This is a genomic window from Enterococcus sp. S86.2 (assembly GCF_059834485.2).
Genome location: NZ_CM206813.1, coordinates 394,009 through 420,547, shown reverse-complemented (window position 1 = coordinate 420,547; position 26,539 = coordinate 394,009). Strand labels below are relative to the sequence as shown.

General features: G+C 37.7%; 26 protein-coding genes. 6 read left to right on the top strand and 20 right to left on the bottom strand.

Going from position 1 to position 26,539, the window contains the following annotated elements; all coding sequences use genetic code 11:
• Positions 1-18 precede the first annotated feature (18 nt).
• The 12 genes from AC6R0T_RS01885 to AC6R0T_RS01830 form a co-directional block, all read right to left on the bottom strand.
• Positions 19-1,020, bottom strand: a complete 1,002-nt coding sequence (locus AC6R0T_RS01885; RefSeq protein WP_303753752.1) for a class I SAM-dependent methyltransferase — start codon at positions 1,018-1,020, stop codon at positions 19-21.
• Positions 1,021-1,207: 187 nt separating this feature from the next.
• Positions 1,208-1,591 (bottom strand): competence type IV pilus minor pilin ComGG, encoded by a 384-nt coding sequence (comGG, locus tag AC6R0T_RS01880; RefSeq protein WP_230710371.1) that lies wholly within the window; start codon positions 1,589-1,591, stop codon positions 1,208-1,210.
• A complete protein-coding gene (gene comGF, locus AC6R0T_RS01875) occupies positions 1,569-1,988 on the bottom strand; it encodes a competence type IV pilus minor pilin ComGF (RefSeq protein WP_230710373.1) in 420 nt (139 codons plus the stop codon). The genes comGG and comGF overlap by 23 nt, the downstream gene beginning before the upstream one ends.
• Entirely contained in the window at positions 1,978-2,298 is a 321-nt protein-coding gene (locus AC6R0T_RS01870; protein WP_303753751.1) for a hypothetical protein, read from the bottom strand. The genes comGF and AC6R0T_RS01870 overlap by 11 nt, the downstream gene beginning before the upstream one ends.
• On the bottom strand, positions 2,270-2,695 hold the full coding sequence (comGD, locus tag AC6R0T_RS01865; protein ID WP_206902178.1) for a competence type IV pilus minor pilin ComGD: 426 nt from the start codon (positions 2,693-2,695) through the stop codon (positions 2,270-2,272). Before comGD ends, AC6R0T_RS01870 begins: the two co-directional genes overlap by 29 nt.
• Before the next feature lie 4 nt (positions 2,696-2,699).
• Complete coding sequence (gene comGC / locus AC6R0T_RS01860; RefSeq protein WP_303753890.1) at positions 2,700-3,026, bottom strand: competence type IV pilus major pilin ComGC; 327 nt, start codon at positions 3,024-3,026, stop codon at positions 2,700-2,702.
• A gap of 21 nt (positions 3,027-3,047) precedes the next feature.
• The gene (gene comGB, locus AC6R0T_RS01855) at positions 3,048-4,061 is read right to left on the bottom strand and encodes a competence type IV pilus assembly protein ComGB (protein ID WP_303753749.1); all 1,014 of its coding nucleotides are present in this window, start codon (positions 4,059-4,061) and stop codon (positions 3,048-3,050) included.
• Positions 4,033-4,971, bottom strand: coding sequence for a competence type IV pilus ATPase ComGA (gene comGA, locus AC6R0T_RS01850; protein WP_206903917.1), 939 nt, complete (start codon positions 4,969-4,971; stop codon positions 4,033-4,035). The genes comGB and comGA overlap by 29 nt, the downstream gene beginning before the upstream one ends.
• 225 nt (positions 4,972-5,196) lie before the next feature.
• Positions 5,197-5,856 carry a tRNA (guanosine(46)-N7)-methyltransferase TrmB gene (trmB, locus tag AC6R0T_RS01845; RefSeq protein ID WP_206903921.1) on the bottom strand — a complete coding sequence of 220 codons (660 nt, stop codon included), beginning with the start codon at positions 5,854-5,856 and terminating at the stop codon, positions 5,197-5,199.
• An 86-nt stretch (positions 5,857-5,942) separates the two neighbouring features.
• On the bottom strand, positions 5,943-6,722 hold the full coding sequence (locus AC6R0T_RS01840; protein WP_303753748.1) for a phosphotransferase family protein: 780 nt from the start codon (positions 6,720-6,722) through the stop codon (positions 5,943-5,945).
• Between the two features lie 120 nt (positions 6,723-6,842).
• On the bottom strand, positions 6,843-8,051 hold the full coding sequence (locus tag AC6R0T_RS01835) for an ABC transporter permease (protein WP_303753747.1): 1,209 nt from the start codon (positions 8,049-8,051) through the stop codon (positions 6,843-6,845).
• Positions 8,044-8,787 carry an ABC transporter ATP-binding protein gene (locus AC6R0T_RS01830; protein ID WP_303753746.1) on the bottom strand — a complete coding sequence of 248 codons (744 nt, stop codon included), beginning with the start codon at positions 8,785-8,787 and terminating at the stop codon, positions 8,044-8,046. Before AC6R0T_RS01830 ends, AC6R0T_RS01835 begins: the two co-directional genes overlap by 8 nt.
• Positions 8,788-8,965: 178 nt before the next feature.
• On the opposite strand from AC6R0T_RS01830, the gene AC6R0T_RS01825 reads away from it, so the two are divergent.
• From AC6R0T_RS01825 to AC6R0T_RS01815, 3 genes are all read left to right on the top strand, one after another.
• Positions 8,966-9,391 carry an HIT family protein gene (locus AC6R0T_RS01825; RefSeq protein WP_303753745.1) on the top strand — a complete coding sequence of 142 codons (426 nt, stop codon included), beginning with the start codon at positions 8,966-8,968 and terminating at the stop codon, positions 9,389-9,391.
• Complete coding sequence (locus AC6R0T_RS01820; RefSeq protein WP_303753744.1) at positions 9,392-9,775, top strand: YtxH domain-containing protein; 384 nt, start codon at positions 9,392-9,394, stop codon at positions 9,773-9,775.
• A gap of 122 nt (positions 9,776-9,897) precedes the next feature.
• A complete protein-coding gene (locus AC6R0T_RS01815) occupies positions 9,898-10,893 on the top strand; it encodes a peptidylprolyl isomerase (protein ID WP_206903927.1) in 996 nt (331 codons plus the stop codon).
• Between the two features lie 188 nt (positions 10,894-11,081).
• On the opposite strand, the gene AC6R0T_RS01810 is transcribed toward AC6R0T_RS01815, so the two are convergent.
• The 5 genes from AC6R0T_RS01810 to AC6R0T_RS01790 form a co-directional block, all read right to left on the bottom strand.
• Positions 11,082-13,367 carry a cation-translocating P-type ATPase gene (locus AC6R0T_RS01810; RefSeq protein ID WP_303753743.1) on the bottom strand — a complete coding sequence of 762 codons (2,286 nt, stop codon included), beginning with the start codon at positions 13,365-13,367 and terminating at the stop codon, positions 11,082-11,084.
• A gap of 241 nt (positions 13,368-13,608) precedes the next feature.
• Entirely contained in the window at positions 13,609-14,553 is a 945-nt protein-coding gene (locus AC6R0T_RS01805) for a 3'-5' exoribonuclease YhaM family protein (protein ID WP_303753742.1), read from the bottom strand.
• A 46-nt stretch (positions 14,554-14,599) separates the two neighbouring features.
• A complete protein-coding gene (locus AC6R0T_RS01800) occupies positions 14,600-17,209 on the bottom strand; it encodes an AAA family ATPase (RefSeq protein WP_526159603.1) in 2,610 nt (869 codons plus the stop codon).
• Positions 17,209-18,393, bottom strand: a complete 1,185-nt coding sequence (locus tag AC6R0T_RS01795) for a metallophosphoesterase family protein (protein ID WP_303753740.1) — start codon at positions 18,391-18,393, stop codon at positions 17,209-17,211. The genes AC6R0T_RS01800 and AC6R0T_RS01795 overlap by 1 nt, the downstream gene beginning before the upstream one ends.
• Positions 18,394-18,799: 406 nt before the next feature.
• Complete coding sequence (locus AC6R0T_RS01790) at positions 18,800-19,666, bottom strand: ROK family protein (protein ID WP_230710411.1); 867 nt, start codon at positions 19,664-19,666, stop codon at positions 18,800-18,802.
• A gap of 254 nt (positions 19,667-19,920) precedes the next feature.
• Between AC6R0T_RS01790 and AC6R0T_RS01785 the strand changes: the two genes are divergently transcribed.
• Both AC6R0T_RS01785 and AC6R0T_RS01780 read left to right on the top strand, forming a co-directional pair.
• Positions 19,921-20,976 (top strand): GntR family transcriptional regulator, encoded by a 1,056-nt coding sequence (locus AC6R0T_RS01785; protein WP_303753739.1) that lies wholly within the window; start codon positions 19,921-19,923, stop codon positions 20,974-20,976.
• Positions 20,966-21,589, top strand: coding sequence for a GyrI-like domain-containing protein (locus tag AC6R0T_RS01780; protein WP_303753738.1), 624 nt, complete (start codon positions 20,966-20,968; stop codon positions 21,587-21,589). Before AC6R0T_RS01785 ends, AC6R0T_RS01780 begins: the two co-directional genes overlap by 11 nt.
• A gap of 66 nt (positions 21,590-21,655) precedes the next feature.
• Here AC6R0T_RS01780 and AC6R0T_RS01775 read toward each other — a convergent pair whose 3' ends face one another.
• A complete protein-coding gene (locus AC6R0T_RS01775; RefSeq protein WP_206903934.1) occupies positions 21,656-21,994 on the bottom strand; it encodes a YlbF/YmcA family competence regulator in 339 nt (112 codons plus the stop codon).
• A 50-nt stretch (positions 21,995-22,044) separates the two neighbouring features.
• A complete protein-coding gene (locus AC6R0T_RS01770) occupies positions 22,045-24,198 on the bottom strand; it encodes a PBP1A family penicillin-binding protein (RefSeq protein WP_206903966.1) in 2,154 nt (717 codons plus the stop codon).
• Positions 24,199-24,391: 193 nt separating this feature from the next.
• Between AC6R0T_RS01770 and AC6R0T_RS01765 the strand changes: the two genes are divergently transcribed.
• Entirely contained in the window at positions 24,392-25,246 is an 855-nt protein-coding gene (locus AC6R0T_RS01765) for an RluA family pseudouridine synthase (RefSeq protein WP_206903935.1), read from the top strand.
• A 107-nt stretch (positions 25,247-25,353) separates the two neighbouring features.
• Here AC6R0T_RS01765 and AC6R0T_RS01760 read toward each other — a convergent pair whose 3' ends face one another.
• Positions 25,354-26,343: a M23 family metallopeptidase gene (locus AC6R0T_RS01760; protein ID WP_303753737.1), complete on the bottom strand. Its 990-nt coding sequence runs from the start codon at positions 26,341-26,343 to the stop codon at positions 25,354-25,356.
• Positions 26,344-26,539 lie beyond the last annotated feature (196 nt).

The following is a 26,539-nucleotide window of genomic DNA, read 5'->3' as shown; positions in this document are numbered from 1 at the left end:
TACTCTCCTTCTAAATAATTAATTAGCTAACTTCCAGTCTTCAAATTGTTTAAAGAATTTAGCAATGACTTTTTCATCTGTTAGTGAAGCCAATTTTGCTAAAAAGACTTCCTTTTGACTTGCATTTTCACCATGATTTTGCACGATTAGAATGCTTTTACGTGATTGTTCGGAACGGAAAAGTTGGTCTGGCAATTGGATTAAACCTTGTAAAAAAACTTTTTCAGCCAACCACTTTTTGAAATATGTCGCTTGTTCAGACTCAAGTAAATTGCTTGGTACTAAAAACAAACCATAGCCCGCGTCTTTCACATAATTCATTGCTTGTTCCATCAATAAATGATGTGCGTATGAATGTCCTTGGGTGACACCGGTGATAAAATCTTGCACTTTTTGATCGTTAGGATAGTAGCCAATTGGTAAATCAGAAATTGCCGCATCAGTTGGATCTAATAATAAGTCTTGCAAGCTGTCTTGATGGAAAAGCTGCATATTCCCTTTAGTCCATTCTGCATCTGCCGCTGCGACCGCCAATAACGTATCGTCGATATCGACACCAACACCCTTTGCTTCATAACCAGCAATTTTTAAGTTTAACAGGGCTGTTAATAATAAATTCCCCATTCCCACTGCTGGATCAAAAATAGTTAAGCTTTGTTTTTTGTCAGAATAAAACTGCTCCAATAAATAAATAAACAAAAATCCTAACCCATCTGGTGTTAACTGATGATTGGCTTGCAACTTTTCTGTCTTACTACCTTTTAATAAAAGTAATTGGGATAACTTCCGTAAATCTTCTCCTGCTAAAGGGATTTCCTTTAGCTCTGTGTATAATGCTTCGATTTTCCCAACAGTCTCAGCATTTGGTACACCATCTAAGATTCGTACAGTAAATCCATCCAATTGGTTTTCCACATTCTCGATGTATGCATCCAGAAATGAGGACCCCAAAGCATTTTGCAGCAGTTGGACTGCTTCAAGATTCAATGAAAAAGCTTTTTCGAATTGATCAGGAAACATATGACACCTTCTTTCTGGAGATTATAACACCTTTTGTACCTGTTTAATGATAGCCGATTCCTAAAAAATTATCAATCAAAAATTCATATTTTTGTTTGTGAAACAACGAACATATGGCTTTTTTGAGAAGGATACCAAAAAGCTGAGAAACACAAATGGTAAGGTTTTCTCAGCAACTGTTATATTCCTAATCCGAAACAGATTTTTTGTTATCTTTAAAACGTTGAGAAAGCTTTGTCAGCTCTGTTTTACTAACCAAAAAATGAAAACTTTGTTTATCCAACCGGATTGTAAGTTTCAGACTGTCCTTTTCTTTGGCAAATTCACACTTTCCTTGTGAAAAGTTCACGACGCCTTTTTTACGTTCTTCAATTGGTAGTGTGAAATAGTAAACGAAAAATAATTCTTGCATCGTTTTGGCGCGGTACAACCTTTCTGTTTTTATCGTACCTGTTACAGTAATAAAATGGTGTGTTAAAACCCCATAACTAACCAGGCTCAGCAATGCGACTAATAATAATGCGGAAAGTAAGACACTTGCTTTTGGTTTAGTTTTCCACCCATTTCCCATAACAAACCCTCCCAGATTGAAAGAATACTTTTAACGTCACACTTTTCGTAGTTAAATCTTTTGAAAACCGTAAATGGTAAACATCCATTAAAAGCGGTTGATGCCCTAACTTATCCACTTTTTTTCGAATCATGTTTTGCCCTTTTTCAATCGAGATTGTCTGCCCTTTTTGATCTTTACACTTTAAAATGGCCTCTGTACAAGAAATCATGCTAGTATTTTGTAGCTCATTTTCTAATTGCAACATAAACGTTGCAAACTCCTGCTCTTCTCTACTCATAATATGCTCTTTTAGGCGGATCGTTCGTAAGAAAAGCCCCGTAATCAACAATAAACATAAATTGAAAATTAATAATGCTATCAAACATTCTAAGAGGGTAAATGCTTTAATTTTCAAGTTGCACCTCCATTACCACACCGTCTGTCTCACAATAAAAATGATAAGCTTGCGGATTATAGCGAATATGGTAGCTTTGGTCATCATAAATTAGAGTCTGGGTAAGCTTGCCACCTTGTCGCAGGATAATTTTTGCCTCTTCATACATTATGCGGCTTTGTGTCAATCGTTCTTTGGCGTTGTTGCTTTGCGTTAGTAACTGCTGTTGTTGCTGGATTAAAATTAAGGCACAACCTGTTAAAATGGTAAGTGCCACCACAGCTTCCAGCAAAATAAAAGCTTTAGGTAATGGTTTTGACAAAACGGCCACTTCCCATCTGATACACGTATTCAATCCTTTGATTGCGATTTTCCCACTCGAAGGTTACAGTATCCATCCCAGAATAATTTCCCGTTGTTGCACTTATTGTGATACTATCTGGCATTTTATAAGACAACTCTGTCGGAATTTGCAAATCAGGATAGCTTTTATGTTCGGAAATTTTAAAATGCAGCAACTGTTCCTCCCGATTAATTTCAAGTGTCGTTCCGACTTGTTGGGCAATTGCAGTCTGTTGCAATAATAAAAAATTCTGCTCAAATTGCGCTAGAAATATTTCCACTTTCACTTTTTCTTCAGCCGGACGCAAAATTAACACCGGAATTAATAAAAAAGAAGTAATAACAACGAGTACGACTAAAGATTCTGCGAGAGTAAAGGCAGGCATTTTCTTATGGCATAGGCTTTTTGGGACTATTTTCTTCAGCATGTCTTTCATAGATTTCCCACTGTTCTTTTGTGACATAATTTTTTTCTATCAAATCTTCTCCTGTAGCCTTTTTATCATAATTTAATTCATACAATTCAATTTGTGTCGCAACCGTCTTAACGATGGCCGCTTCACTTCCTTTTTGTGCTTCATCTTTTTGTTGTGATAAATTGGGTACAAAAAGCAGCAATAAAATACTAATAATAAATAACACAACTAACATTTCGATGATCGTGAATGCAGAAAAATTTCTGTCTCTTTTTGAAAATTTGAGTTTCTTAACTAGCAAGCGCACACACACTCTCTCCTCTCAGTTATATAGCTGGATGTTTCCATATAAAGGTAAAAACAAAGCACCATAAACACTAATAATTAAAACGGCAATGACCACAAAAACCAGCGGCTGGATCAGACTAATTGCTCTTTCAACTTTGCTATTTAACTTTTGCCCACACAATTTGCTATATAAAATAAGTTCGATGCCGAGTTTTCCTGTTGCCTGCCCTTGAAAAACAATCAGACTAAATTCCGGTGGTAAAAATGCGTATCCCTGCAATTTATCACTTAAGGACTCTCCTTTTTGCAAGGCACAATCCAGTTCAGTCGCCAATTGACTTAACAAAGAACTACTATCTGTCTTTTGCATAACGTAAATAATCTGGTTAATTTCTAATCCTTGTTGAAATAATTTTCCCCACTCCAAGGCAAAATAATCGGCGATAAAGAGGCGATAAAATTGTTTAACAACAGGTATTTGACTTAAAAAATTCGCCTGTGCTAAAGCGGAACTTTTTTTGAAGAACTGTTGAATAAGGCCATAGGCTAATACAAGTAGCAAAACAAAAATGAACAACACATACGGACTATAACGAAGAAATAAAATGCCCCAATGACGTTTGGATAACATGCCAGAAGCTAGCAATTGCGGTAATAAAAATTGATGCAAACTCACCATTACACCACTGACAAAAATGAGCAATAAAAAGGGATAACTTAAAACTTGTCGCAGGGCGCGCCTTTGCTTTGCAGCAAGTTGGAGTTGTTTTGCAATTTGTCCTAGTGTTTCAGCTAACAAGCCCTGTTCTGCTGCTAATTGCACTTGGGCGATTTCGCTGGCGGTAAAGTCAAGTGTTTGGAAAACTTCACTTAATTGTGTTCCTGTTGCTAATTTGTCACGAAATGCGCCTAATTTTTCTGCGTTAAAACCGTGACTTCGCTGGATAACTTCAATAGCTTGCAGTAAAGTAAAGCCGCTTAGCAATAAATCGGCTAAAGTTTTTACAAAGCGCTGTTTTTCAGTTTTCTTGCTGGTAAATTTTTTCATCGATTCGCCCTTCTTCAACTAATCGCGCCAGATTTTGTTGCCAATTAGAAAATGGTAGTTCATGTTCAAACTGATAAGCCAATAAACTCGCGATTTTCCCCCTTTTATCAGGCAACAAGCGCTGATAAACAATACCACCTAAACAATAATCCAATTCATTTTCAATCGGCAGTAAATCCCGCAGACGACTTTTGGTCTCCATTAAATTAGCCGCATGAACTGTGGCAAAAACTTTGTGTCCGGTCAGTGCGGCTCGAATCGCCGCCTTGGCTGTTAAAGCGTCACGAATTTCACCAATGATGAGACAATCCGGACGATGTCGTAAAGCCAGTTGGATCAACTTATCATACGTTTGTCCAATCGCCTCATTCGTTTGTAATTGCAAAAAAGTGCTTTCTTCAATTTCTACGGGATCTTCAATCGTAATGACTTGACCACCATCTGATTTAGCGAGACGATACATTAATGTTGTCTTGCCCGAACCTGTCGGGCCACTGAATAAATACAAGCGTCTTTTTTGAATCATTGCACCTACAATTGCCAATTGTTCCGGTAAATAAAAATGTGCGACTTTGGCGATGGGCTGTAAAAAGCGCAGAACTAAACTTTCATCTCCTTGATAATTTCCCACAACGGAAAGACGCAAACGTTGCTCTCCCATTGCTGTTTCATAGGTGATAGCTCCTAGTTGCACTTTTCTTTTCTCTCCGACATCCATTTGACCTAAATATTTAAACCGGGCAATTAATTTTTCAGCACTATCTTTTGGGATGCTATCAAAATGAATACGTCTACTGCCTTGGCGAAATTGTATCTGCCATAGTTGGTTTTCTGGCGTAATATATAAGTCTTCCATTTTGTGCGTCATCCCATAGGTAATTAACGTTTCAGATAATTCGGTGACGTCCATCTACTTTCCTCCTCACAAAGAATTACGCCAAAAAAATAAATTTTTGTTTACCAGCAGGAACTTTTTTTATTAGCCAAACAAAACGCAACGCCCTTTAAAAATTGCAGCTTTTCAGCAAGAAAAGCTGTAGGAAGCCTTCAGATCTAAGATATAACAAAAGCTATTCTTTCTTTAAAAAAAAAGCTGGGACAAAAGTCATTAACTTTTGTCCCAGCTTTTAGCTGTTTAACGTTGTTTTTTAGTTTTATCTGCAAATTGGGCTTCCACACGATAAATGGGTTGACCTTTGGCGCTGAATTTTTCTTCGTATTCCGTCATAACGTTGTCAGCAAACTCACTATTGTGTAAGTCCAACCAAACTTGTTTTAACGTCATACCATATTGCGAAAAACTAGCCAATGAATATTCAAATAATCCTTGATTATCGGTTTTAAAGTGAATCTCCCCTTTTGGTTTCAAAATGGCTTCATCCACTGCTAAAAAGTCTGGTGAAGTCAACCGGCGTTTAATATGCCGTTTTTTGGGCCAAGGATCAGAGAAATTCAAATAAATTTGATCAATTTCACTATCTGCAAAATATTCAGTTAAGGCTGAGCCGTCAACATGTAAAAGACGTAAATTTTTGACTTCTGTTGCCAGTGCCTTATCCAAAGCATGGGAAACTACGCTTACTTGCATATCGATTCCGATATAATTAATATTAGGATTTTGCTGGGCCATCCCACTAATAAAACGCCCTTTTCCCATTCCAATTTCAATTTGAAGTGGTTTATTATTGCCAAATACTTCATGCCAGTTGCCTTTATGGGCTGTCGGCTCTGCAATCACGATTTCTGGATGTGCCGTAAGCATTTCTTCGGCACCATTTCTTTTTCTTACCCGCATGCTCATTTCCTTTCTTTTTCCTAACTAAATTTAAAACAACTCGCAAAAAAAGAGCAAAGTCAAAAGCTTCCGCCTACGACATCGCTCTACTCACTAAAAATTCGTTTAATTTGAATAATGACTTCATTCATTGTTTCAAAATCACCACGAACGTAATATTTTTTGACTTCTTGTATCAACGACATCAAAGCATACCAGTATACTTTTTCCAAATTGGCGCCATTTGGCATCATACCATAACTCATTAACCAGCGACTCCAAGAAGATTTAGGTAAATAATGACCCAAAAACGTGCCGATATCCACTGCTGGATCACTAAAACAAATAGAATCCCAGTCTACCAAATATAAATAATTACGACAGACTAGCCAATTACGATGATTGACATCACCGTGAACCACCGCCACATCTTCTTTTGTGAATTCGGGTATATTGTGCTTTAAATAATGCAAAACCAATTGTAAAAAACGATTTTCTGCAATCGGGTTTGCCAATGCACTCTCGTATTGTTCTAACATCATTTTCGGGGTTAAAACTTCACCGCCGATTTTTTGTAGCATCCGTTTTAAGGAATGGGAATGATGCAATTGATATAAGACATCCACAACATCATTTCTTTTGCCGATTTCTTCAGCAGTTAAAATTGTTCCTTCCAACCATTCCTGAGCTGAAAAAGTATCGCCATTGCCGGTTCTTTTGGTCCAAATTAACCGCGGGGTAATCCCTTCTTTTGAAAGAGCAGCAAGCATTGGCGTTGTGTTGCGCTTCACAAAAACTTTATCGTTTTCCCGCGAGCCAACATACGCTTTTCCGGTATCGCCTTTAATGGGACTTAAATTCCATTCTTGGCCTAACTGAATATCCATCGCTCCGTCCTCCTTCAAAACAAAAGTACCCCCATTCTAGCGGTCTCACGCGCTATCGTCAAGCGCATATACGTTCCCCTGAAGTGCTTTTTAAGAGCTTTTTTATTTTAATACCCGCTATTATGCCATCTTCTTTAAACGACGGGGGACATACCAACGGGTAAAGAAAAATACCATGAGAAAATATGCAGCGATTACTAAGAAACGCTCGTACCATAAAGATAGCGCCAAACTGGCACTAATTGCAAAAACAAAAGCCGCCAAACTTAATAACAGCAAGAGTAAAACTTGTAATGCTTTAGCCTTTTGTTGGCTAGAAACTGGATAAAGTTGGGTTAAAATCATATAGCGAAATTGATTGTATAACGGGATTAATTGAAAGCCAATCATATAAATAAACAAAATGCCTAAACCCAAACTAAAATAGACGTCTTGAACAAAATACAACAATAAACTTCCAATCACTACCAAACGGATAAAAAGACCGCTGTATTCTGAACCTCTGGCAAATCGTCTCGCATATAAATACAAATACGTATTTTTTTGCTGCGGTTTGATTTTTTGCAAAACACCATCTAAATACGCGCGGCGTTTAACTGTCGCTGTGATTTCTGGTACATCAGTAAAAAGATTGATAAATTGGTAAATACGGTGAAGCCGGCTTTTCTCCATGCCAATCATTTTTTCCCAATCTAAATTCTCTTCGCTTTTTGCTAATAATTTGAAAATGCCCACCCCAGTGACAAACGCTAAAATTAAACCGATAAAAGGATTTAAAAAAATACCAGCTGCAAGACAAAGTACTGACAAAACCAGCCAAAGCAGTTCGACTTGCCTTAATTTTGATGGTGCTACTTGATAAATTTTCAGTGTGGCAATTTTTAATTGCGCAAGTTTTAACAGCCACATCGTTCCTAACAGAATGAAAAAGGCGGGAAATTTAATAGCGGTAGTTGCCACTAAAAGCGGCATTAAAAAACCTAAAACTAATAGTTCTATAAAAAAAGGCAACAATAGAGAATAGTTAAAAGCTCCTTTAAAATACTCTTTCAATGCTCGTTCTTTGGGCAACAAAAAGACAATATCGGCTTCTTGCATTAAAGTTGCAAAACGTCCCAACGGCAAAATTGCGACTAAAATCAGTAATGCTACTCCTGCTGCCGGCCAAAAATTACGTGGCAGGGATTTGACAAACTCGGAATAATAAAGCCCAACTCCCCCAAGTAAAAAGACACAAATTAAGACAAAATGATCATTAAAGACATAGCGTAGATATTTTTGCATATGGCGTTGATGTAATGCTAGACGCTTTTTAAACAACTCACTCATTTTTTATCACCTGCGCTTTAGTTAAATGCAAATAAATTTCATCTAAGTCGGCACCTTCTAAGCCAAATGTCGCCTGTAATTCAGCTAAGCTCCCTTGGGCGATGATTTCACCTTCGTGCAAGACAATAAAACGATCGCAATATTTTTCAGCTGTAGCCAAAATGTGAGTAGACATTAGGTTAGCCGCACCATTTCTTTTCATTTGTTCCATCAATTCCAATAACGCGTTGATTGCCAATGGATCTAACCCTAAAAATGGTTCATCGATAATATAAAGGCTCGGTTCGATTAAAAAGGCACACAATACCATCACCTTTTGTTTCATCCCCTTTGAAAATTTAGCCGGAAACCAATCCAACTTATTTTCCAAGCGAAATGTTTTTAACAAAGGTTCCGCTCGTTTGAAGGCTTCTTTTTGCGGTATATCATAGGCCATCGCCGTCACTTCAATGTGTTCTTTTAAGGTCAATTCCTCATACAAAGAAGGTGTTTCGGGAATGTAGCCGATTTGTTTGCGATAATTTTCTGGGTCTTTTTTTAACGTTAAGTCATTTAAGGTGATACTGCCTTTTTGTGGTTGTAATAGTCCGATAATTTCTTTAATTGTCGTACTTTTACCGGCTCCATTTAACCCAATCAGCCCAACTAATTCTCCTTCACCAATCGAAAAATTTAAATTTTTTAAAACAGGAAACTGACCATAGCCTCCTGTTAAATCTTTTACTATTAAACTCATTTTGATAAGCTCCTTTATCTCAGCTTTTAAAATTTAAATTGAACACAGTCTCATTATACCAAAAAACACCCTTTCTCTGAAAAAAACTGGCTGGTTGTGGTAAAGTAAGAATAACGAAATCCATCAAAAACTCACAGCAAAAAATTAGCGCTGTTAAAAATTAGAGAGGATGAAATTCATGGAAAATTGTATTTTTTGTAAAATCGCAGCAGGTGAAATTCCAAGCTATAAAGTTTACGAAGATGATGTCGTCTATGCCTTTTTAGATTTATCCCAAGTGACACAAGGACATACCTTAGTTATCCCGAAAAAACACGTCACCGATATTTTTGAATACGACGAAAAATTGGCCAGTGCCGTGTTTGCCCGCATTCCCAAAATTGCCCGCGCGCTAGAAGCGGCTTTTCCGGAGATGGAAGGTTTAAACATTTTAAACAACAATAAAGAGTTGGCTTATCAATCTGTTTTTCATTCTCATATCCATTTGATTCCCCGCTATGAAAAAACAGATGACTTCTCTGTTCATTTTGGTGATCATCAAGGTCTGCATAATGAAGCTGAATTAAAAGCCATTGCCGCAGCAATTGCAAAGCAGGTGAAATAAATGTTAAAAAGTTTCCTTAAAGGCTTAGTCGTTGGTTCTGTTGCCGGCGGTGTGGGTACGTTACTCACGGTACCAAGAAGCGGCAATGAAACTCGGGCAAAATTAGCCCAAGAGCTAGATGTTGCTACCCAAACAACACTTGAGTTAAATAATAGCTTAACAAATTTCAAAAAAGCGCTGCAGACAACGCAACAAACAGCACAAGCGATTATCCCCGCTTTTACTGCCGGGTTAGAACAAGATATTACAGACTTCAAATTTCAAGCAGAGCCACGGATTGCCCAAATAAAAGACCAAGTCAAAACGTTAAGTGAACATGTCGCTGTCTTAGCAGATCCTCCGCTACAAAATGCAGATACACCGGAACACTCTAAGGAAAACTAAAGAAAAGCGACCATTGTGTGAATTTTGTTTGAAACTTCCAGCCAGTGATTTTTTTTAAAAACAGAATGTGCTATAGTAATATTTGTGAAAATTAAATTGAAAATACAGGAGTGCTCGACTAAATGAAGAAAAAAATGTTATTAGCCGCTGTCAGCGCAATGGCTGTTTTATCCCTTGCTGCTTGTGGCTCTAAAGACCAAGACATCGCCACAATGAAAGGTTCAAAAATCACGGTTTCAGATTTTTACGATCAAGCAAAATATGATTCTAATAATCAACAAACAATCCGTAACATGATTATTTTAAAAGTTTTCGGTGACAAATATGGCGACAAAGTGGACCAAAAAGCAATCGACAAGCAATACAATGAACAAGCAAAAGTTTACGGTGATTCATTTGAACAACAATTGGAACAATCTGGTTTCACTAAGAAAACTTTCAAAGAATATTTAACCCAACAAGCAGCTTTAGAAAAAGGGATCAAATCTCATGTTAAAGTTACTGATAAAGATTTAAAAACCGCTTGGGATTCTTTCCATCCAGAAGTTGATGCCCATATCATCGCTGCTGCTAGCGAAGACGAAGCGAAAAAATTAAAAGAAGAAGTAAGTAAAAAAGATGCTGACTTTGAAAAAATTGCCAAGAAGAGTTCAACTGATTCTGCTACCAAAGAAAAAGGTGGTAAAATCTCCTTTGATTCTCAAACAGCAAGTGTGCCAGCTGATGTGAAAACAGCTGCTTTCAAACTGAAAGACGGCGAAGTTTCTGCTGTTATCCCTGTGACTGACCAATCTACTATGATGACAAGCTATTACGTTGTCCGGATGGATAAAAATAAGGCCAAAGGCAATTCAATGGACCCTTACAAAAAAGAATTAAAAGAAATTGCGATCAATACCAAAGCATCTGACTCTACTTTCTCTGCTAAAGTAATCGGTCAAGAATTAAAAGATGCTAACGTAAAAGTAAAAGATGATGCCCTACAAAACATCTTAAGCGACTTTATTGAAGCGGCTGAAACAAAAGATACAAAATCAAGCTCAACGAAAGATTCAAAAGCTGACTCTTCTACTGAAGAATCAAAAACAGCTGAAAGTTCAACTGCTGAATCTAAATAATGTAGTAGCTAATAACACCTGCAACAGCTATAAACTATGCTGATTGCAACTAAACTTCACCATTCAAAAACCGCTAGGACAAAGTATTAACTTTTGTCCTAGCGGTTTTTTATAACGGTAAAAAAATATCTTTATTATAAGCTGTCAAAATTTTCCAACAGAAATCAGCTTATTTTTGTTGGCTTTTCCTACTTCACTTTTTTCTTCATCAACCAAGTTATCAGTCCATATAAAATGCTATTTCCCAGCATCAATATAGCAAATACTGGTATCGTCGCCGAAGTTAAAAAGCCAATTTCTAGAATTTTATGAAATAACATTGCTGCCACATAAATTCCGCCAATGGTAGTAATCGTTAAAAATAACCGTAATGGATTAAGCGGTAAGCAAGCTCTAATCACGGCTAGACAGCTGATACCAATTAATAAATAATACATTAATGTGGTGGTCTGCATCTGGGGCCAATTGGCTTGTTGCGCAAGTATTGCTACGGCCAAAACATTCACTACAACTAATAAGGCATTCGGTAAAGCAGATTTCAGTGCTGTAGGTAAAAATTTCCCGCTAACTTTTGTTTTGTTGCTTTCAAAAGATAAAAAGAAAGAAGGATAGCCTTCAATCGCCAAGTCAATCAAGGTGATTTGAATTGGGATAAAAGGAAAAGCACTGACACTGAATAAACAAATAATGGCTAGTAAGAAAGAATAAATCGTTTTGATAAAAAAGATACCGGAGACTTTGGTCACATTGTTTACAACCCGTCGTCCTTCAAACAAGACTTCTGGTAACGTGGTAAAGTCTGAATCGAGTAATACCAAATTGGAAATTTGGCGGGTCGCTGCATCCCCGTCAGCCATCGCAATACTGACATCCGCTTCACGCAAAGCCAAAACGTCATTGACACCATCGCCTGTCATCGCAACTGTTCCTCCGGCTTTTTTTAAAGCTTGAACCAAGAGTTTCTTTTGTTGTGGGGCAACGCGACCAAAAACCGTATATTTCAATGCTGCTTCTTTTACTTCCTCATCTGTTTTACAGGTCGTTAGATCAATATATTGTTCATAATGTGGTAATCCTGCTCGTTTGGCAATATTGGAAACAGTAATCGGATTATCACCAGAGATAACTTTTAACGCAACACCTTCTTGATCTATATAAGCAAGGGTTTCTTCTGCTTTGTTGCGAATAATATCTTCAATTTCAATTACTGCGATTGCCTGCGGTTCTTCTTGGTCAGCTGCTACGGCAATCACTAAAACACGCAATCCTTGTTCTTGTGCGTGCAAAACTATAGGTGGAATATTTTCTTTTGCCAATACGCGTTCTGGCGCCCCCAAGTAGACTGTCCCAATCGTTGCCAAATCCATTTTGCTCCATTTTCGTTCAGAAGAAAAAGGGGTCACTTGGCTAGCAGCATAGGTAGTCGTTTCCGGAAAATAATCCCGTAGTGCTTGCATCGTCACATTACTATCTGTACTATTTTTTAAATAACTTCCAATAATTGCAAAAAGTTGTTCTGTGTACGCTTCTTGTACACTGTGTAATTTTAAAACCCGCATATCCCCTTTGGTAATCGTACCAGTCTTATCCAAACAAAGCGTATCCACATGAGCAAGGGTTTCAATTGCGTACATATCTTGAACCAAAATTCTCTTTTTCGCTAGTTTGGTAACCCCTGTGGTTAGCGCAATACTAATTAATAAAACCAGACCTTTGGGTAACATCCCCAACACGGCAGCAGCCGAGACAACCACAGCTTCTTTTGTACCACTAGAACGCAGGAAAAAGGCTTCTAAGAAAAGTAAAATGCCAAAAGGGATAATGACAAAACTAGTGAATTTTGCAACTTGACGAATGGCCCGAATTAATTCTGAATTAAGTGGTTTATGATTTTTCGCTTCATTGGTTAATTTCACGGCATAATTATCTTTGCCTACATGGACAACTTGAGCGAATACTTCCCCACTAACTAAAAAACTCCCAGACAACAATGAGGCCCCCGCCTGCTTTGCAATTAGGTCTGATTCTCCGGTCAACATTGCTTCATTGACTTCAGCAAAGCCTGTGACAACTTGCATATCCGACGGAACTTGTTCGCCGGCACCTATTTTCACCAAATCATCCATTACCAATTCTGTAGAATCTACCTTTACTTCTATCCCGTCACGCAGGACGCTAACCTGCTTTTTATTCACGATTGAAAGTTTTTGAACCAAATTACGGGCATGAATCTCTTGATAGATACCAATTGTGATATTGACCAAAATAATGACCAAATAAAACATATTGCTATATGCGCCCACTAAGAACAGGCAAATTCCAATCAATAAATTCAAAAAATTAAATAGGGTGACTAAATTATCGTAAAAGATTGCCCCCGTTGATTTGGTTGCACTTTCAGTAAAATTATTTTGCAATCCTTGTTCTTTTCGCTCCTGCACTGCAGCTAAGCTTAAACCACTTCTATTTTCCAAATTTAGCGTCTCCTTTTGAAAATCGTCTACAAAAAAAGATAACACAGGAAATTTTTATTTACTGAAATTCATTGAAATTTTCTAACTGCCTTATAAAAAGTTTAAGAAAAATGGACCAGCAAAAAAACGTGTCTCACTCTTTAGTGTTCGGACACTCCACGACAAAAAAGCCTAGTTTACCCCGATTAAAATTAACGGTGTAAACTAAGCTATTGTTATTTTCATCACTTTAATTCAAAGATTACACGTCTTTGGGCAGATAAAAACTGCGATTGTCCATCCCAAAAATGCGATCAGAGTAATTTCCCGGTTGTGTTTGGCGCAAAGACGTCAACATCATTTGCATGGAGGCATCTAAATTATCAATTTGATGCAAAATTTCTGCTTCCATAATGCGGGGACGAACTGGCGACCCATACTCTAACAAACCGTGATGTGCTAAGACCATGTGCCGTAAAACCACAATGTCTTCTTCATTTTCATCAAATTTTAAAGTAATACAGGCTTTCGTAATTTCTTCATCCACCAACACCAAATGTCCAACCAAATTTCCCACGAGCGTGTATTCTGTTGACATCGGGCCCGACAACTCAATCACTTTTCCTAAGTCATGTAAAATGACGCCTGCGTATAATAAAGATGGATTCAACTCTGGATATTCTTTGACGATGGCTTTGGCTAAGCGCAACATCGAAACCGTATGATAAGCTAGACCACCGGCAAAAGCATGGTGATTGCGTTTTGCTGCTGGATAGTCAAAAAATTCTTTTTGATATTTATTCAACAAAAAGCGGACGATTCGATTCCAATGGGGATTGATAATCTCAAATAAGGTCTGATTGATCTCTTCTTCCATCTCTTCTTTTTTAAGCGGTGCTCGCTCCATATATTGCGTTGGTTCACTGGGCTCATCAGCGCGAGCAAGACGCAAATGGATGATCTTCACTTGAGGATTGCCATTGTACAATTCGCGTTTTCCTTGCAAGGCAACCACTTTTCCTGCTTCAAATTTATTAATTTCTTCTTCAGAAGCATCCCAAAATTTACCATCAATCGTTCCAGATGTATCTTGGAAAGTAAATGCAATAAATTTTTTACCGTTTTTGGCTAAACGCACATCGGCATTCTTAATTAACAAAAAGGCTTGAAATTCTTCATCCACGGCTAAATCTTTTAATTTTTTCATGGCAATCTCCTTTTACTTCTTTTTTCCTTATCACAATTTTTTTCTACTAACGCAACAAGACAATCTTTTGCTGCAGCTTCTCATAATAGCTTACCATTTCTACGTCAGAAGACAAACAAATCACTTGATAGTGCTGTGAAAACTCTTGTAATAATACTGCCAGCTGTTCTTTGCGAACACTATCATAATGCAACCAGCCATCATCGATGATTAACGGACATAGCACATTTGTCTGCAAAGCTAAATAACCAAAGCGTAATGCCATAATCACTTGATCTTTCGTCCCAGTCGAAAGTTCGTAAACTTTCCAACTTTGATTTTTAGTTTTGACCGCTAATTCCCCTGCGATAAAATCCAAGGAAAAATAATTATCTTTTGTCAAAAGTTTTAAATATTCACTGCTTTTTTGTAATAGTTGTGGCAATTGTTTATCTGAAAGCTCCGTGGCCAAATCCCCTAATAAAGCTGCCATTAATTTATTTTTACTCCACTGTAAGGCAAGTTCATATACCTCACTATCTGCTTGAGCTAATCTTTGGCGCAACTCATCTAAGGTACCATCACTTTGCATTTGTTCCATCTTTAATTGTGCCTTTTGCAAGTTACGGCTAAGTTTGCGGTCTTCTAGCTGCAACTCTGCTAGTTTGCTTTTGACAGCAGCTAGCGCCATTGCCAATTGACTAGCGGTAATTTTTTTTGGGAATAGTTTTGCTAGTCGCGTCGCTAATTCTTGTTTTCGGGCTAAATCCCCTGCTTTTTGATGCATTTGGGCAATCCATAGTGGAATTTCTGTCGGTTGACTAATTCCCACACTTTGCAACAAGCGCTGATTTTCTGCCAATAATTGATCGAGTTGCTGTTGTAATAGCTGGTTTTGCCGAATTAGTAGGGCAGCTGTCGGCTGTTCTTGTTGCAGCTTAACTTCTTGCATTTCATCGGTAAAATTTTGCAACAGCCGTAAACGCTGTAAAACATCTTGATTAGCTTGAGGCAACCATTTATCTAAAAATCGAAAACGTTGCAAAAAACTCCCATAGGCTTGATCTAATTGATCTAAACGTTGGTCGGCGGTCATTAGCGCTTCGTTTTTTATCAGATAATCTTTGGCAGCATTTTCCAACTGAACCAAAGCAGTTGGTAAATCTTCTGGGGATATAAGCTGGGGTAGCCTTTGTTGCAGTTGATACCAAAGTTCTTCTTGTTTAGCTATCAATTGCGTCACTGCTGTCTTCGTCTGATTTACTGGCTGCGCTTTATTTTTTACTTTGGCTGTCTGATTGCTCTTTGTTTTTTGATAATACTTATACGTAGCAAAAATTAGCGCGATTGCCGCCATTGCCCATAAAATGAAACGTGCATTTTTACTTAAAAGGCCACTAATCAAAAAAATTACAGCGACAATACCGCATATTATGGTGGTAAGTGGTGGTTTTACAGGCTGTTTTGGCGTACTTTTGTTATCAATTGCAGCTTGCAGGTGGGCACTTTGCCAAAGTTCTTCTTGTTTTGTTTGGGTAATGTTTTCTGTTAGTTGCTGATAGTCTTGGGCTAAGTTTTTTATCAACTTAACCTTTTGCTGTGGATCTTCTCCTACCTGGAATTGGTACGTATCCTCTAATACCGTTACAGCTTCAATTAAGTCTTGTTGGACCTGGAGCTGATTTTGAAAATCATCGGTTAAACGTACCGCTGCAACTTGTTCTTGTAACAAACCTTTGATTTCACTTTCATGCTCGAGATAAAACCGATAGCGATCGGTTAATCCTTGTGTTTCATTTAATGCAATTAAGGCTTGCTTTCCTTCGGCTAAACGTGTATTCAATTGATTATATTGATTGTAAAATTCTTGCAGTTTTTCTGGCTCTGCTCCTAAGTCATCGTTAGGATATTTTTTTTGCAAAAGTTGCCACTCTTCATATTGCGGGAAGCTGTTTTCTTTTTCTTTTAGTGTTAAATATTCTTGCTGTGTTTGCTGTATTTTTTCAGCTAATTCCTGCTGTCGCAATTCATCTTGTTTTTTTTCAGCCAAAAGATCAGTAATGGCGGCTTCTTTTGTTTCTTGCTGATAAACGTGTTGGGCGATTTTCTCCTTTTCTTTTAGCGCCTTGTTTAAAACTTGGCGCTGTCCTCTAACTTTGAATATTTTTTGTTCATTATCCTGGTATTCTTGCTGTTTACCTAACAACTTTTTGCTACCGGTAATTCCCAATGAAATTAAGGCATCATGAAGCGGCTTTTCTTGTAGGCGTTCTAATTGACTCAATTGTTCCTGCTGGAAAGTAAAGACATCTTCAAATAATTCACGATTTAAAGGTGCAATCAACTGATTTAACAGGTCATCGCTACCTGTTTGCTGGCCAAAATAAACTTTTGTTTTCCCACGGTTGACTTGTTTAAAGCGTTCGATTGTCACTTGTCCATGAATAGGTAGTACAATAACTAACCGTCCGCCATAACTCGTACCATCTAACGGTTCAAAATCTCGTTTCCGTCCTCTTTTAAGAGGGAAGCCAAACAACATTGCCATAATAAATTGATATAAGGTTGACTTGCCTGCTTCATTAGCACCATAAAACAACTGATTGCCCGCTGTAAAATCAATGGTTTTATTACGATATTTACCAAAACCGGTAATCTCCGCTCTTAGAAGTTGCATCAATCTTGCCCCCATTCAAATTGCTCGTTTAATTCGGCGGCTACTTGTTTTAAAACTTCTTGGCGAAATTCAGGATCTTCCAGCAGTAAAGTGGTATTTTTATTGATAGTAAGTTCGGTTAATACTTCTTTAAAAATCTCATCATGACTAAACTCTTGCAGTAATTGTGTTTTTAGTAAATCACTAGCTGGTAGTGAAATCTTATGTTTTGTTTCTTGTAATTTTAAAGTATGGACAAAAATTTGTGCCGGCCATTGTTGATTTAATAAGTCTTGTAATTGCCCATTTGTAATCATTTCAGCGAAATTTTGTAAATGTTCACTGTCAGTCAGGACTAATTCTAACAATAACGCTGTTTTGGCTGATACTGGTGCCAATTGTTTGCTCAAATAATTTAAAACGGTCGCATTATTTTCACAACTGGCTAATGAAATTGTTCTTTTTTGCCACCGTAATGCAGCTACTGATCGTTTACTTACGTTAATGTTACTTCCAGTTAACTCCAGCAAAAGAACATTGCCTAAATCAAGTTCTTTTTTTGTATGTCCTTGGGGAGTACCTGGATAAATCATTTCAGCACTTAATTGTGTTGGTTGATGGATATGCCCCAAGGCCCAATAATCATAATTTTTACTCTTCAACTCACTCACACTAAAGGGCGCAAAATTAGCATCCTGAACATCTCCGTGATAAATTCCAATGTGATAGTCTACTTCTAAATTCCGTAGCGGAAATTCTTGGGCCATTTTTTTTGTCAAATATTGCTGACGGTAGCTAAAACCAGATAACGCATATTTTTCACCATTTTTGGTAGTAGCAGTAATAGTTTTGACTGTTTCTGTTTCAAATAAGACAACATTATCTGGAAAAGCAAACCAGTAGCGATTTTCTTCATAATAATCATGATTACCAAAAATCAAATATACTGGAATCTCTGCTTGTGCTAATTTTTCAAATTGTTGCATCAACAACTGCTGATTTTTCAAAGAAGGATTCATTTGGTGAAAAGTATCGCCAGCAAAAATGACGAAGTCGACATTTTGCTCAATTGCTGTGGTGACGATATTTTTCAGTGTTTTTTCGTTGGCTTGATTTAACTTTTTTGAAAAATCTGCAGGCAGCTCTTTTGTTAAGCCTTCAAAAGTGCGATCAAAATGTAAATCAGCGACATGGATAAAGCGCATAATAACGCCTCCTTAATTCAATAATTTCACTTTAGCTTTATCATAAAAAGTAAGAAACGATTTTGAGCTTAACGGTTTGAAATTAAATTCAAAAAAGTTTTACATCAATAAAATTCAGTGGTAAAAAAAGACGCTAAATTCCTTTATATCATACCATTTATCACCTATTTCGTCATCACAAATACGAAAATTTGTTCGCCTTTTTTAAAAGGAAAATGCCGCCAAAAAAAAATTGACTAAAACAATACGCGCTGTTTTGCAAACTGCCTGCAGCACAAAAATAAAAGTGGAATTTTAGAAAATTACTCCTTCAGTCTTCTAAAATTTTATCCTCGTCAACAAAAAACAAACAATCAAAAAGCGTAACAGCTAGGTTACGCTTTTTAAGATTGTTTGGTTATTTTTTTTATTTCGTTTTCACAGCATCTTCTGCTAACAATAAACAGCCCGTAATGCCACTTTCATTTGGTAAACCCCAACGCACGATATATTCACTAACCGGTGGTGTTTCCACATATCCCGCTACTTGCTCTACAAAACTTTGGCGAATTTTCATCAACAAGTGATCTTGATTCATTACGCCCCCACCTAGAATAATCCGTTCTGGTGCTAAGGTTAGAACATAGCTCATTAGTGCTTGGGCAATATAATACGCTTGAATTTCCCAAATTGGATGATCTTCTGGTAGATCTTGTCCTTTAATCCCTGTTCTTGCTTCTAGACTTGGGCCTGCAGCCAAACCTTCTAAGCAATCTTTGTGATACGGACATTTTCCTTCATAATCATCATCAGGATGACGTTTTACATGGATGTGTCCCATTTCAGGGTGATTAATTCCTGAGAAGATTTTGCCGTCAATTACGACGCCTCCGCCAATTCCTGTTCCCACTGTTAAATAAATACAGCTATTTTTACCTTGGGCCGCCCCTTTTTTTAACTCCCCATAGGCTGCTGCGTTTACATCGGTCGTCCAAACAAAGGGAATATCATATTTTGCTTTCATTTGACCCAAGAAATCAAATTCAGACCAGCCAGGTTTTGGCGTTGCTAAAATATAGCCGTAATTATCTTTACTTTCGTTAATACCGATTGGTCCAAAAGAACCAATTCCCATAGCACTAATTTCATACTGATCAAAAAAGGCAAAAGTCCCTTGTAATGTTTCTTCTGGCGTAGTTGTAGGAATACTCGTTTTTGCTATAATATTTTGTTTTTCATCGCTGACCGCACAAATAAATTTTGTCCCGCCTGCTTCAATACCGCCGTAATACATTTTACATCCTCCTAATTTTGGATGGCACAAATCTATCTTGTTGTACCAAATGATTCTTTTCATCTGTGCTATCTTATTTTGCTAAAAATTTTTCTGTAAAATTTGATATATCAATTTATAAAATGATTATACTTGGATATACCCAACATGTCTACGCTTTCAGAAATATTTTTTATTTATGTATGAACAAAAAAGAATATGCTATCATAGCAAATAGATATATCAAAAATCAGCTAAGACATGAGGTATCGATCGTGACGCAACCGTTATATCAAAAAATAAAAACAGACTTAAAAAATCAAATTATTAGTGGCCAGCGCCTTTCTGGTAGTAAATTACCTACTGAAAAAGAGCTTTCAGATAGTTATCACGTCAGTCGGATTACAGCAAAACGCGCCTTAACTGATTTGGAACAAGACGGTTTCATTACCCGCGTTCAAGGCAGCGGCAGTTTTGTCAAAGAATTTATCCCTAAAAATGCTCCCCGCAGAATTTTATTGGTTTTACCTTTAGAAGAAAGCACAGAGCTCTCCATTGCACCCTTGAGTGAAGGTGTGATGTCTATTTTACAGGCGGAAAAAATCGATGTTCTACTGACCAATTTCGATTTTTTAACACATCGCAACACACGTGATATTACAAGCGAGTTTGATGGTTTAATTTACTATGCGCGTAATGAAGAGGCTCATCTGGATCTACTTGTTGCACTAGCTTTGCAAAATTTTCCTGTCATTATTTTAGATAAAAAAATACACGACTTACCTTTTCCTGCTGTTACTGCTGATAATGAAGTGGGGGGTTATCTAGCAACTAAGCATTTGCAACAATTAGGACATAAAAACATCGCGTATTACTTTGGTACGAAAAACCATCCTCAGTCAACACGACAACGTTACTTTGGTTATTTGCGGGCATTATCAGAAGAGAAACAGACTTTTCATAGTCATTTAGAGGATACTTACCTAAGCGGGGAATCTTTAAGTGATTACTTACGCCAAAATAATGTGACAGCTCTCGTGTGTGAAAATGATCTTTTTGCCTTAAGAGCGATACAACAATTGCGCCAGCAAAATTGGCAAATTCCCGCTGAACTTTCTGTCACAGGCTTTGATGATACTCCTGCTGCTCGTTTTTTTGATCCAGCATTAACGACTATTTTGCAAGATTTTAAGAAAATTGGAAACACTGCGGCTAAATTGTTATTAAGCTGGTTGCAAGCTGGCAAACAACCAACAGACAGGAAGATTTCTGTAAAATTAATTCAGCGGAATTCAACAACAGCGCTAATAGGAGGAAATTATGAAAGTTGATTGGAGCAAGCAAGAAAAATCACTGTACTTTGCCAAAAAGCCAACGTTAGTCACTATCCCCTCACAACAATTCATTACGATAAGCGGAGAAGGCAATCCCAACGACGCCCTATTTGCTGAAAAAATTGGCGCTCTTTTTCCCATTGCCTACAAAATTAAAATGGCAATAAAAAAAGGAGCGCTAAAAACGGCAATCGACTATCGCGTTTATCCTTTAGAAGGTGTCTGGACAACTACGGATGGCTCACAAGGAAATAATTTGAATAAGGATGCTTTGAAATACAAAATTATGCTGCGTCAGCCAGAGCTCGTAACCAAAACGTTTTTCAATGAAATAAAAGCAGATCTAGTGGCAAAAAATAGTAATCCTTATTTTAGTGATGTGAAATGGGAAGTCTACGAGGAAGGTTCCGCCTTACAAATGGTCCATGTTGGTCCTTTTGATACCGAAATTAACACCTTCAATCAAATGGAGACTTTTATGGCTGAAAATGATTTGGCCAAAACTGTTCTGATGGAAGATTATTGGCATCGAGAAATCTATTTAAAAGATTTTCGCCGTACTCAACCGGAAAAACTGCAAACATTGTTGCGTTACAAAATTAGAAATTAATTTTTAATTCAATCGCAAAAAAAAAAAACGGATGTAGTTTATTAAACCACATCCTTTTTTTATTTTTTAGTTATATAATTCATGAACAGGGCCCATGATAATGCGGTTTAAGTCATTAACTACGGCACTAAAAGCTTGTTCTTTTTGCATTAATTCGTTAATTAAATCTTCTTTTTGTACTTTTTCAGCTAATTCTTGCGCTTTTTTAGCATCGTCTTCTGAAATTTCTTCACCAGACATCATTTTTTCATGCAAGCCTTGTTGTAACTGTTGAAATTCTTGGAATAACGCATGAGCTTCTTGGTTTTCTTTCAAGCGGTCAAAAGATGCTTTTAAGTCGCCAAATTGTTCTGATTCGCGAATTTCTCGTTCCAATTGATTTGCTGTGTCATAAATGTTCGCCATGATTTGTAACCTCGCTTTTATTTGATATGTTTTATTGTAACATAAAAAATTTAGTTGCCATTTAGTTTGCCCCAAATATCTTGAAAGACACGTTTTGCACCTTCTTTTACCTTCCCGCCAATTTCGCTCAAGCCATCTTTGGCTTTTTCTGCGAAGTCATCCACGGTCTTGCTCCAATCGCTATCACCACTTTGATCGCGATTTACCTCATCAGCTGCCACAACTTTGCCTTTTGTTTGATAGGCATCTGCTACGGCAAAACCAGATTCTTTAACGTGAGGTAAGATATTGGCGGCTTCGGCTTGAAAAATCTTACCGACAACATCGCCGCTGGTTCCTGATAAGTAATGTTCCTTACTGCTTTGTTCAAATCCCAACCATGTAGCAATTACAACATTGGGCGTATACCCTACAATCCATTGGTCATTGGCTTTACTTGAGTCAAAGTTGGTTTCTGTTGTTCCCGTTTTACCGGCCATTGTGTAACCCGGATTGGCTTGTGCTGCGGTCCCATTAGAAAATGTGCCCAATAACATACTGGTCATTTGATTGGCCGTCTCTTCAGAGATAACACGTTTACCTTTTGGCTTCGTGTTATCAACGATAACTGTCCCCTTGGAATCAACAATCTTCGTGATGACATGTGGTGTGTAAAGCTGCCCACCATTTGCAAAAACACCATAAGCTGCGGCCATTGTCATTGGCGATTCGCCTTTTTCTAATCCACCTAAGGCCACTCCGCCCCAGTACTTGTCTTTTTCTGATAAAGAAAGACCAAATTCTTGTGCCTTTTTATAGCCTTTATCAATCCCGATTTCGTGGAGCAACCAGACTGCAGGTGCATTTAAACTCCAAGCAACAGATTGATACATTGGTACTTCGCCAGAATACGTACCGTCATAATTTTTTACATCGTAGAACTTTAATTTCTCATCTTTTAAGATACTATCTGGTTTATATCCCGCTTCTAGCGCCGGTGTGTAAACACTGATCGGCTTAATCGTCGAACCTGGTGAACGTCTCATTTGCGTGGCAAAACTAAAGCCGCGGAAAGTATGCTCGCCACGACGCCCAACTAATGCACGAATGCCACCCGTATTTGGATCCATTGAAACTGATCCAGATTGGGGCATCGCACCATCGGCGGCATTTTCTGGGAAATTATTGGCATTATCATACACATTTTGCATTTGAATTTGTTGTTGTTGGTCTAATGTTGTATAAACTTTATAGCCTTTGGTTAAAATATCAGAATCATCAATATCATACTCGGCTTCTGCTTCATCTAAAACAGCGTCGATAAAGTAAGGATATTTATTGCCACCATCTTCGTTATCATACGCATCATATAAAGAATCGGCAATGTTGGTTTGTTCGACTTGTTTTTCTTGTTCTTTGGTAATCTTACCATTATCCACCATCACACCTAAAACAACGTTGCGGCGCTGATTAGCTAAATCGGGGTGGTCAATTGGATTATAAATATTGGGACCTTTTAACATTCCTGCTAGTGTTGCCGCTTCGCTTAACTCAACTTCACTTGCATTTACCCCAAAGTATTTTTTAGAAGCATCCTGTACACCCCAGACACCATTACCAAAATAAGCATTGTTTAAATACATGGTTATAATTTGATCTTTGGTATATTTCTTTTCAATCTCAATCGCTAAAAATAGCTCTTTTGCTTTTCGACTAAAGGTTTGATCCAACGTTAGATACGCATTTTTAGCTAACTGTTGGGTAATCGTGCTCCCGCCACCACCCGAAGTATTACGATTAATCACGGCTCTAACTGCAGCCCGGGCAATCCCTTTAATATCAAAACCGTGGTGGTGGTAAAAATTACGGTCTTCTGTTGAAACCACCGCATTAATAATATTGGGAGAAATTTTATCGATTTCGACATAGGAGCCCTTGCCAGAACTCAATTTTCCAGCAGTATCCCCATCTTTATCGTAAATGACCGTTGTATTCTTTAAATCCGATTGTAGGCGATCAACATCTACTTGTTTGGATAAGTAAAATAAATAACTGCTGGTAACCAATACCGCCACCAAACCTAATAAGATGATAATTTTATTCACGTGATATTTCTTCCATACCCGTTTGCGCCATTGATGAAATTGCTGTAAATAAGGCTTAAGCCATTGCCAAAAAGACAATAACGCCCCTTTGATTTTTGTCCAAATTTCTTTTGCGTCCATAACAATCTCCACTCATTTAATTTGTGTCAGTTTAACAGGAAAGGTTCCACCTGACCTGCGTCTTTAGACTGAAAATAGCATATTTAACTAAATCTAGCACATTTTAGCAAAGAAAATGCAGTAATTCGTTACATTTTTCTTAAATATCTTTTAAAATAAAGCAGAGCTTAAGAAATATGAAAAGAGGACTACCATGGAATATGCAATAACACTACCGGTAAATCAAAAAGAGATGACCATTCGTGAGCTATTGGAAAAAGAATGGCTGGTTCCTAGAAAGGTACGCCATTTTTTGCGAGTGCGCAAAAATGTTCGTAAAAACGGTGCGCCGGTAATGTTCCATGAACACTGCCAAGCCGGCGATACCATTACCCTAACGATTGAAGAAGACGATTATACCTATCAAGAGGTTGCATTGGGGGATAAAAATAAGATTGTGGTTTTATACGAAGATGAGCACTTGATTGTAGTGAATAAAGCTTATGGCGTTAAAACACATCCCAATCAGGCGCAAGAAACAGATACACTCTTAAATGATCTTGCAGCCTACTTAGCACCTAAAAAGCAACGTCCTTATGTTGTCCATCGCTTGGACAAAGAAACTAGCGGTGCAATTTTATTTGCTAAAAACCCTTTAGTATTACCAATTTTAGGTCGCCTATTGGAACAAAAAAATATTTATCGCCAGTATCAGGCCGTCGTTAGTGGCCATTTGGCCCACGCTGTAACCATTACAAAAAAAATCGGACGTGATCGTCATGATCGGCGCAAACGAATTATCGATGAAAGAAACGGGCAAACTGCCATTACCCACGTGACAGTTCACCACGCAGGCAGAAAAAGCCAAGTCTATTGTCAATTAGAAACCGGGCGCACCCATCAAATTCGGGTCCATTTAAAAAGCATCGGCCACCCTATTGTTGGTGACCCTCTGTATGGTACCCAAAAAGCCCCTCGCCTAATGCTACATGCCAGCCAAATGCATCTAGAACATCCTTTTTCGAAAGAAAAAATAGTTGTCACCGCCACCCCCGGCCTATGGGAATAAGAAAAGCGGAAGGCACTGGGCAGCTCTTTAGAAAAACAAAACAGCCCTCAAACTCCAGGAGTATTTCCCGTTAAAGTTTGAGGGCTATTTAAATTTTCACTTTATTATTAGGCACCAATTAATGGCGCAGGATCAACAAAACCATCCCACATACCTGTTGCAACACCAAAGTGTAAATGGACGCCGGTTGAATTACCCGTAGTACCCATGCCGCCAACTCGTTGGCCGACACTTACATTAGCCCCATTACTTACTTCAATAGTCGTTAAATGAAAATAATAGGTGTAATAGCCATTATCGTGTTTGACAATTACGTGATTGCCACAGCTAGCATCAAAGCCTGCTTCTACAACAACACCATCTCGCGCTGCCATAACTGTTTGACCAGTGGAACCTGTTAAATCAATACCATCGTGATGTTCATTCCCTCCACCTAAAGGCATCTGGCGCCAGCCAAAAGGACTGCTGACATTTAAACTTCCTTCTAACGGCGAAGCAAAACCAGTTTGCGCTACTTTTTCAGCTTGTTCTTCCTCAGCTTTAACTTTTGCCGCAAGTTTTTCAATTGTTGCCTTCTTTGTTGCAATCTCTTTTTCAAAATTGGCCTGTTCTTGTGCTAATTTTGTTGCTTTGGTCGCTAATTCTTGGTTCGTCTGCTCTAGTTGTGCCAATTTTCCTTGTAAAGCAGCAACTTCAATTCGTTGACTACTTTGTTCTTCTTTCAATTTTGTTACTTGTGCTTCAATTTGTTCTTTTCCCTGTAATCCATTTAATAAATCAAGAGAAGAGCCTAAAAATGATGCCGCCACTTCTGCTTGTTGCGCTTCTTTTTTCGTTAACTGTTCTTTGACACCTGCCAGTTTTTCAATTTCTTTATCCAGCTGCCCTGTCAGTGTCGTTTTTGTTTCTTCGTTTATTTTAATTTGAGATTGTGCATCTTCTATTTGTGATTTAAAATCATTTATTTTTGTTTCACTTTGCGTCACATCTTCTTTTACTGTTGCTAATTTGTCGCTGTTTTCAGAAGCGAATGCTGTTGAAGAAAAGAATAAACTTCCTAGAAGTGAAATTGTTAAAATTGTTTTTTTGAGTTTCAATTAATGACCCCTTTTCGTTTTTTTGACTTGCTTAATTTAGCATGATTTTTCATGAAAAGGATAACAGCCAACTTACAGTTTTATTGCAATGGGCACACGTATTTGTAATGAATACGTTTTAATTTACAACGAGATTTCTAGATTTCAGCTAAATTACACAAAGTATAATTTTTTCATAAAAAGATTATCGATTTGC

Excerpts from the sequence above, each read along its gene's own strand:
- AC6R0T_RS01885 (WP_303753752.1), bottom strand. The coding sequence starts at position 1,020 with ATGTTTCCTGATCAATTCGAAAAAGCTTTTTCATTGAATCTTGAAGCA.
- comGG (WP_230710371.1), bottom strand. The coding sequence starts at position 1,591 with ATGGGAAATGGGTGGAAAACTAAACCAAAAGCAAGTGTCTTACTTTCC.
- comGD (WP_206902178.1), bottom strand. The coding sequence starts at position 2,695 with ATGCCTGCCTTTACTCTCGCAGAATCTTTAGTCGTACTCGTTGTTATT.
- comGB (WP_303753749.1), bottom strand. The coding sequence starts at position 4,061 with ATGAAAAAATTTACCAGCAAGAAAACTGAAAAACAGCGCTTTGTAAAA.
- comGA (WP_206903917.1), bottom strand. The coding sequence starts at position 4,971 with ATGGACGTCACCGAATTATCTGAAACGTTAATTACCTATGGGATGACG.
- trmB (WP_206903921.1), bottom strand. The coding sequence starts at position 5,856 with ATGCGGGTAAGAAAAAGAAATGGTGCCGAAGAAATGCTTACGGCACAT.
- AC6R0T_RS01840 (WP_303753748.1), bottom strand. The coding sequence starts at position 6,722 with ATGGATATTCAGTTAGGCCAAGAATGGAATTTAAGTCCCATTAAAGGC.
- AC6R0T_RS01835 (WP_303753747.1), bottom strand. The coding sequence starts at position 8,051 with ATGAGTGAGTTGTTTAAAAAGCGTCTAGCATTACATCAACGCCATATG.
- AC6R0T_RS01830 (WP_303753746.1), bottom strand. The coding sequence starts at position 8,787 with ATGAGTTTAATAGTAAAAGATTTAACAGGAGGCTATGGTCAGTTTCCT.
- AC6R0T_RS01825 (WP_303753745.1), top strand. The coding sequence starts at position 8,966 with ATGGAAAATTGTATTTTTTGTAAAATCGCAGCAGGTGAAATTCCAAGC.
- AC6R0T_RS01820 (WP_303753744.1), top strand. The coding sequence starts at position 9,392 with ATGTTAAAAAGTTTCCTTAAAGGCTTAGTCGTTGGTTCTGTTGCCGGC.
- AC6R0T_RS01815 (WP_206903927.1), top strand. The coding sequence starts at position 9,898 with ATGAAGAAAAAAATGTTATTAGCCGCTGTCAGCGCAATGGCTGTTTTA.
- AC6R0T_RS01805 (WP_303753742.1), bottom strand. The coding sequence starts at position 14,553 with ATGAAAAAATTAAAAGATTTAGCCGTGGATGAAGAATTTCAAGCCTTT.
- AC6R0T_RS01800 (WP_526159603.1), bottom strand. The coding sequence starts at position 17,209 with ATGCAACTTCTAAGAGCGGAGATTACCGGTTTTGGTAAATATCGTAAT.
- AC6R0T_RS01795 (WP_303753740.1), bottom strand. The coding sequence starts at position 18,393 with ATGCGCTTTATCCATGTCGCTGATTTACATTTTGATCGCACTTTTGAA.
- AC6R0T_RS01790 (WP_230710411.1), bottom strand. The coding sequence starts at position 19,666 with ATGTATTACGGCGGTATTGAAGCAGGCGGGACAAAATTTATTTGTGCG.
- AC6R0T_RS01780 (WP_303753738.1), top strand. The coding sequence starts at position 20,966 with ATGAAAGTTGATTGGAGCAAGCAAGAAAAATCACTGTACTTTGCCAAA.
- AC6R0T_RS01775 (WP_206903934.1), bottom strand. The coding sequence starts at position 21,994 with ATGGCGAACATTTATGACACAGCAAATCAATTGGAACGAGAAATTCGC.
- AC6R0T_RS01770 (WP_206903966.1), bottom strand. The coding sequence starts at position 24,198 with ATGGACGCAAAAGAAATTTGGACAAAAATCAAAGGGGCGTTATTGTCT.
- AC6R0T_RS01765 (WP_206903935.1), top strand. The coding sequence starts at position 24,392 with ATGGAATATGCAATAACACTACCGGTAAATCAAAAAGAGATGACCATT.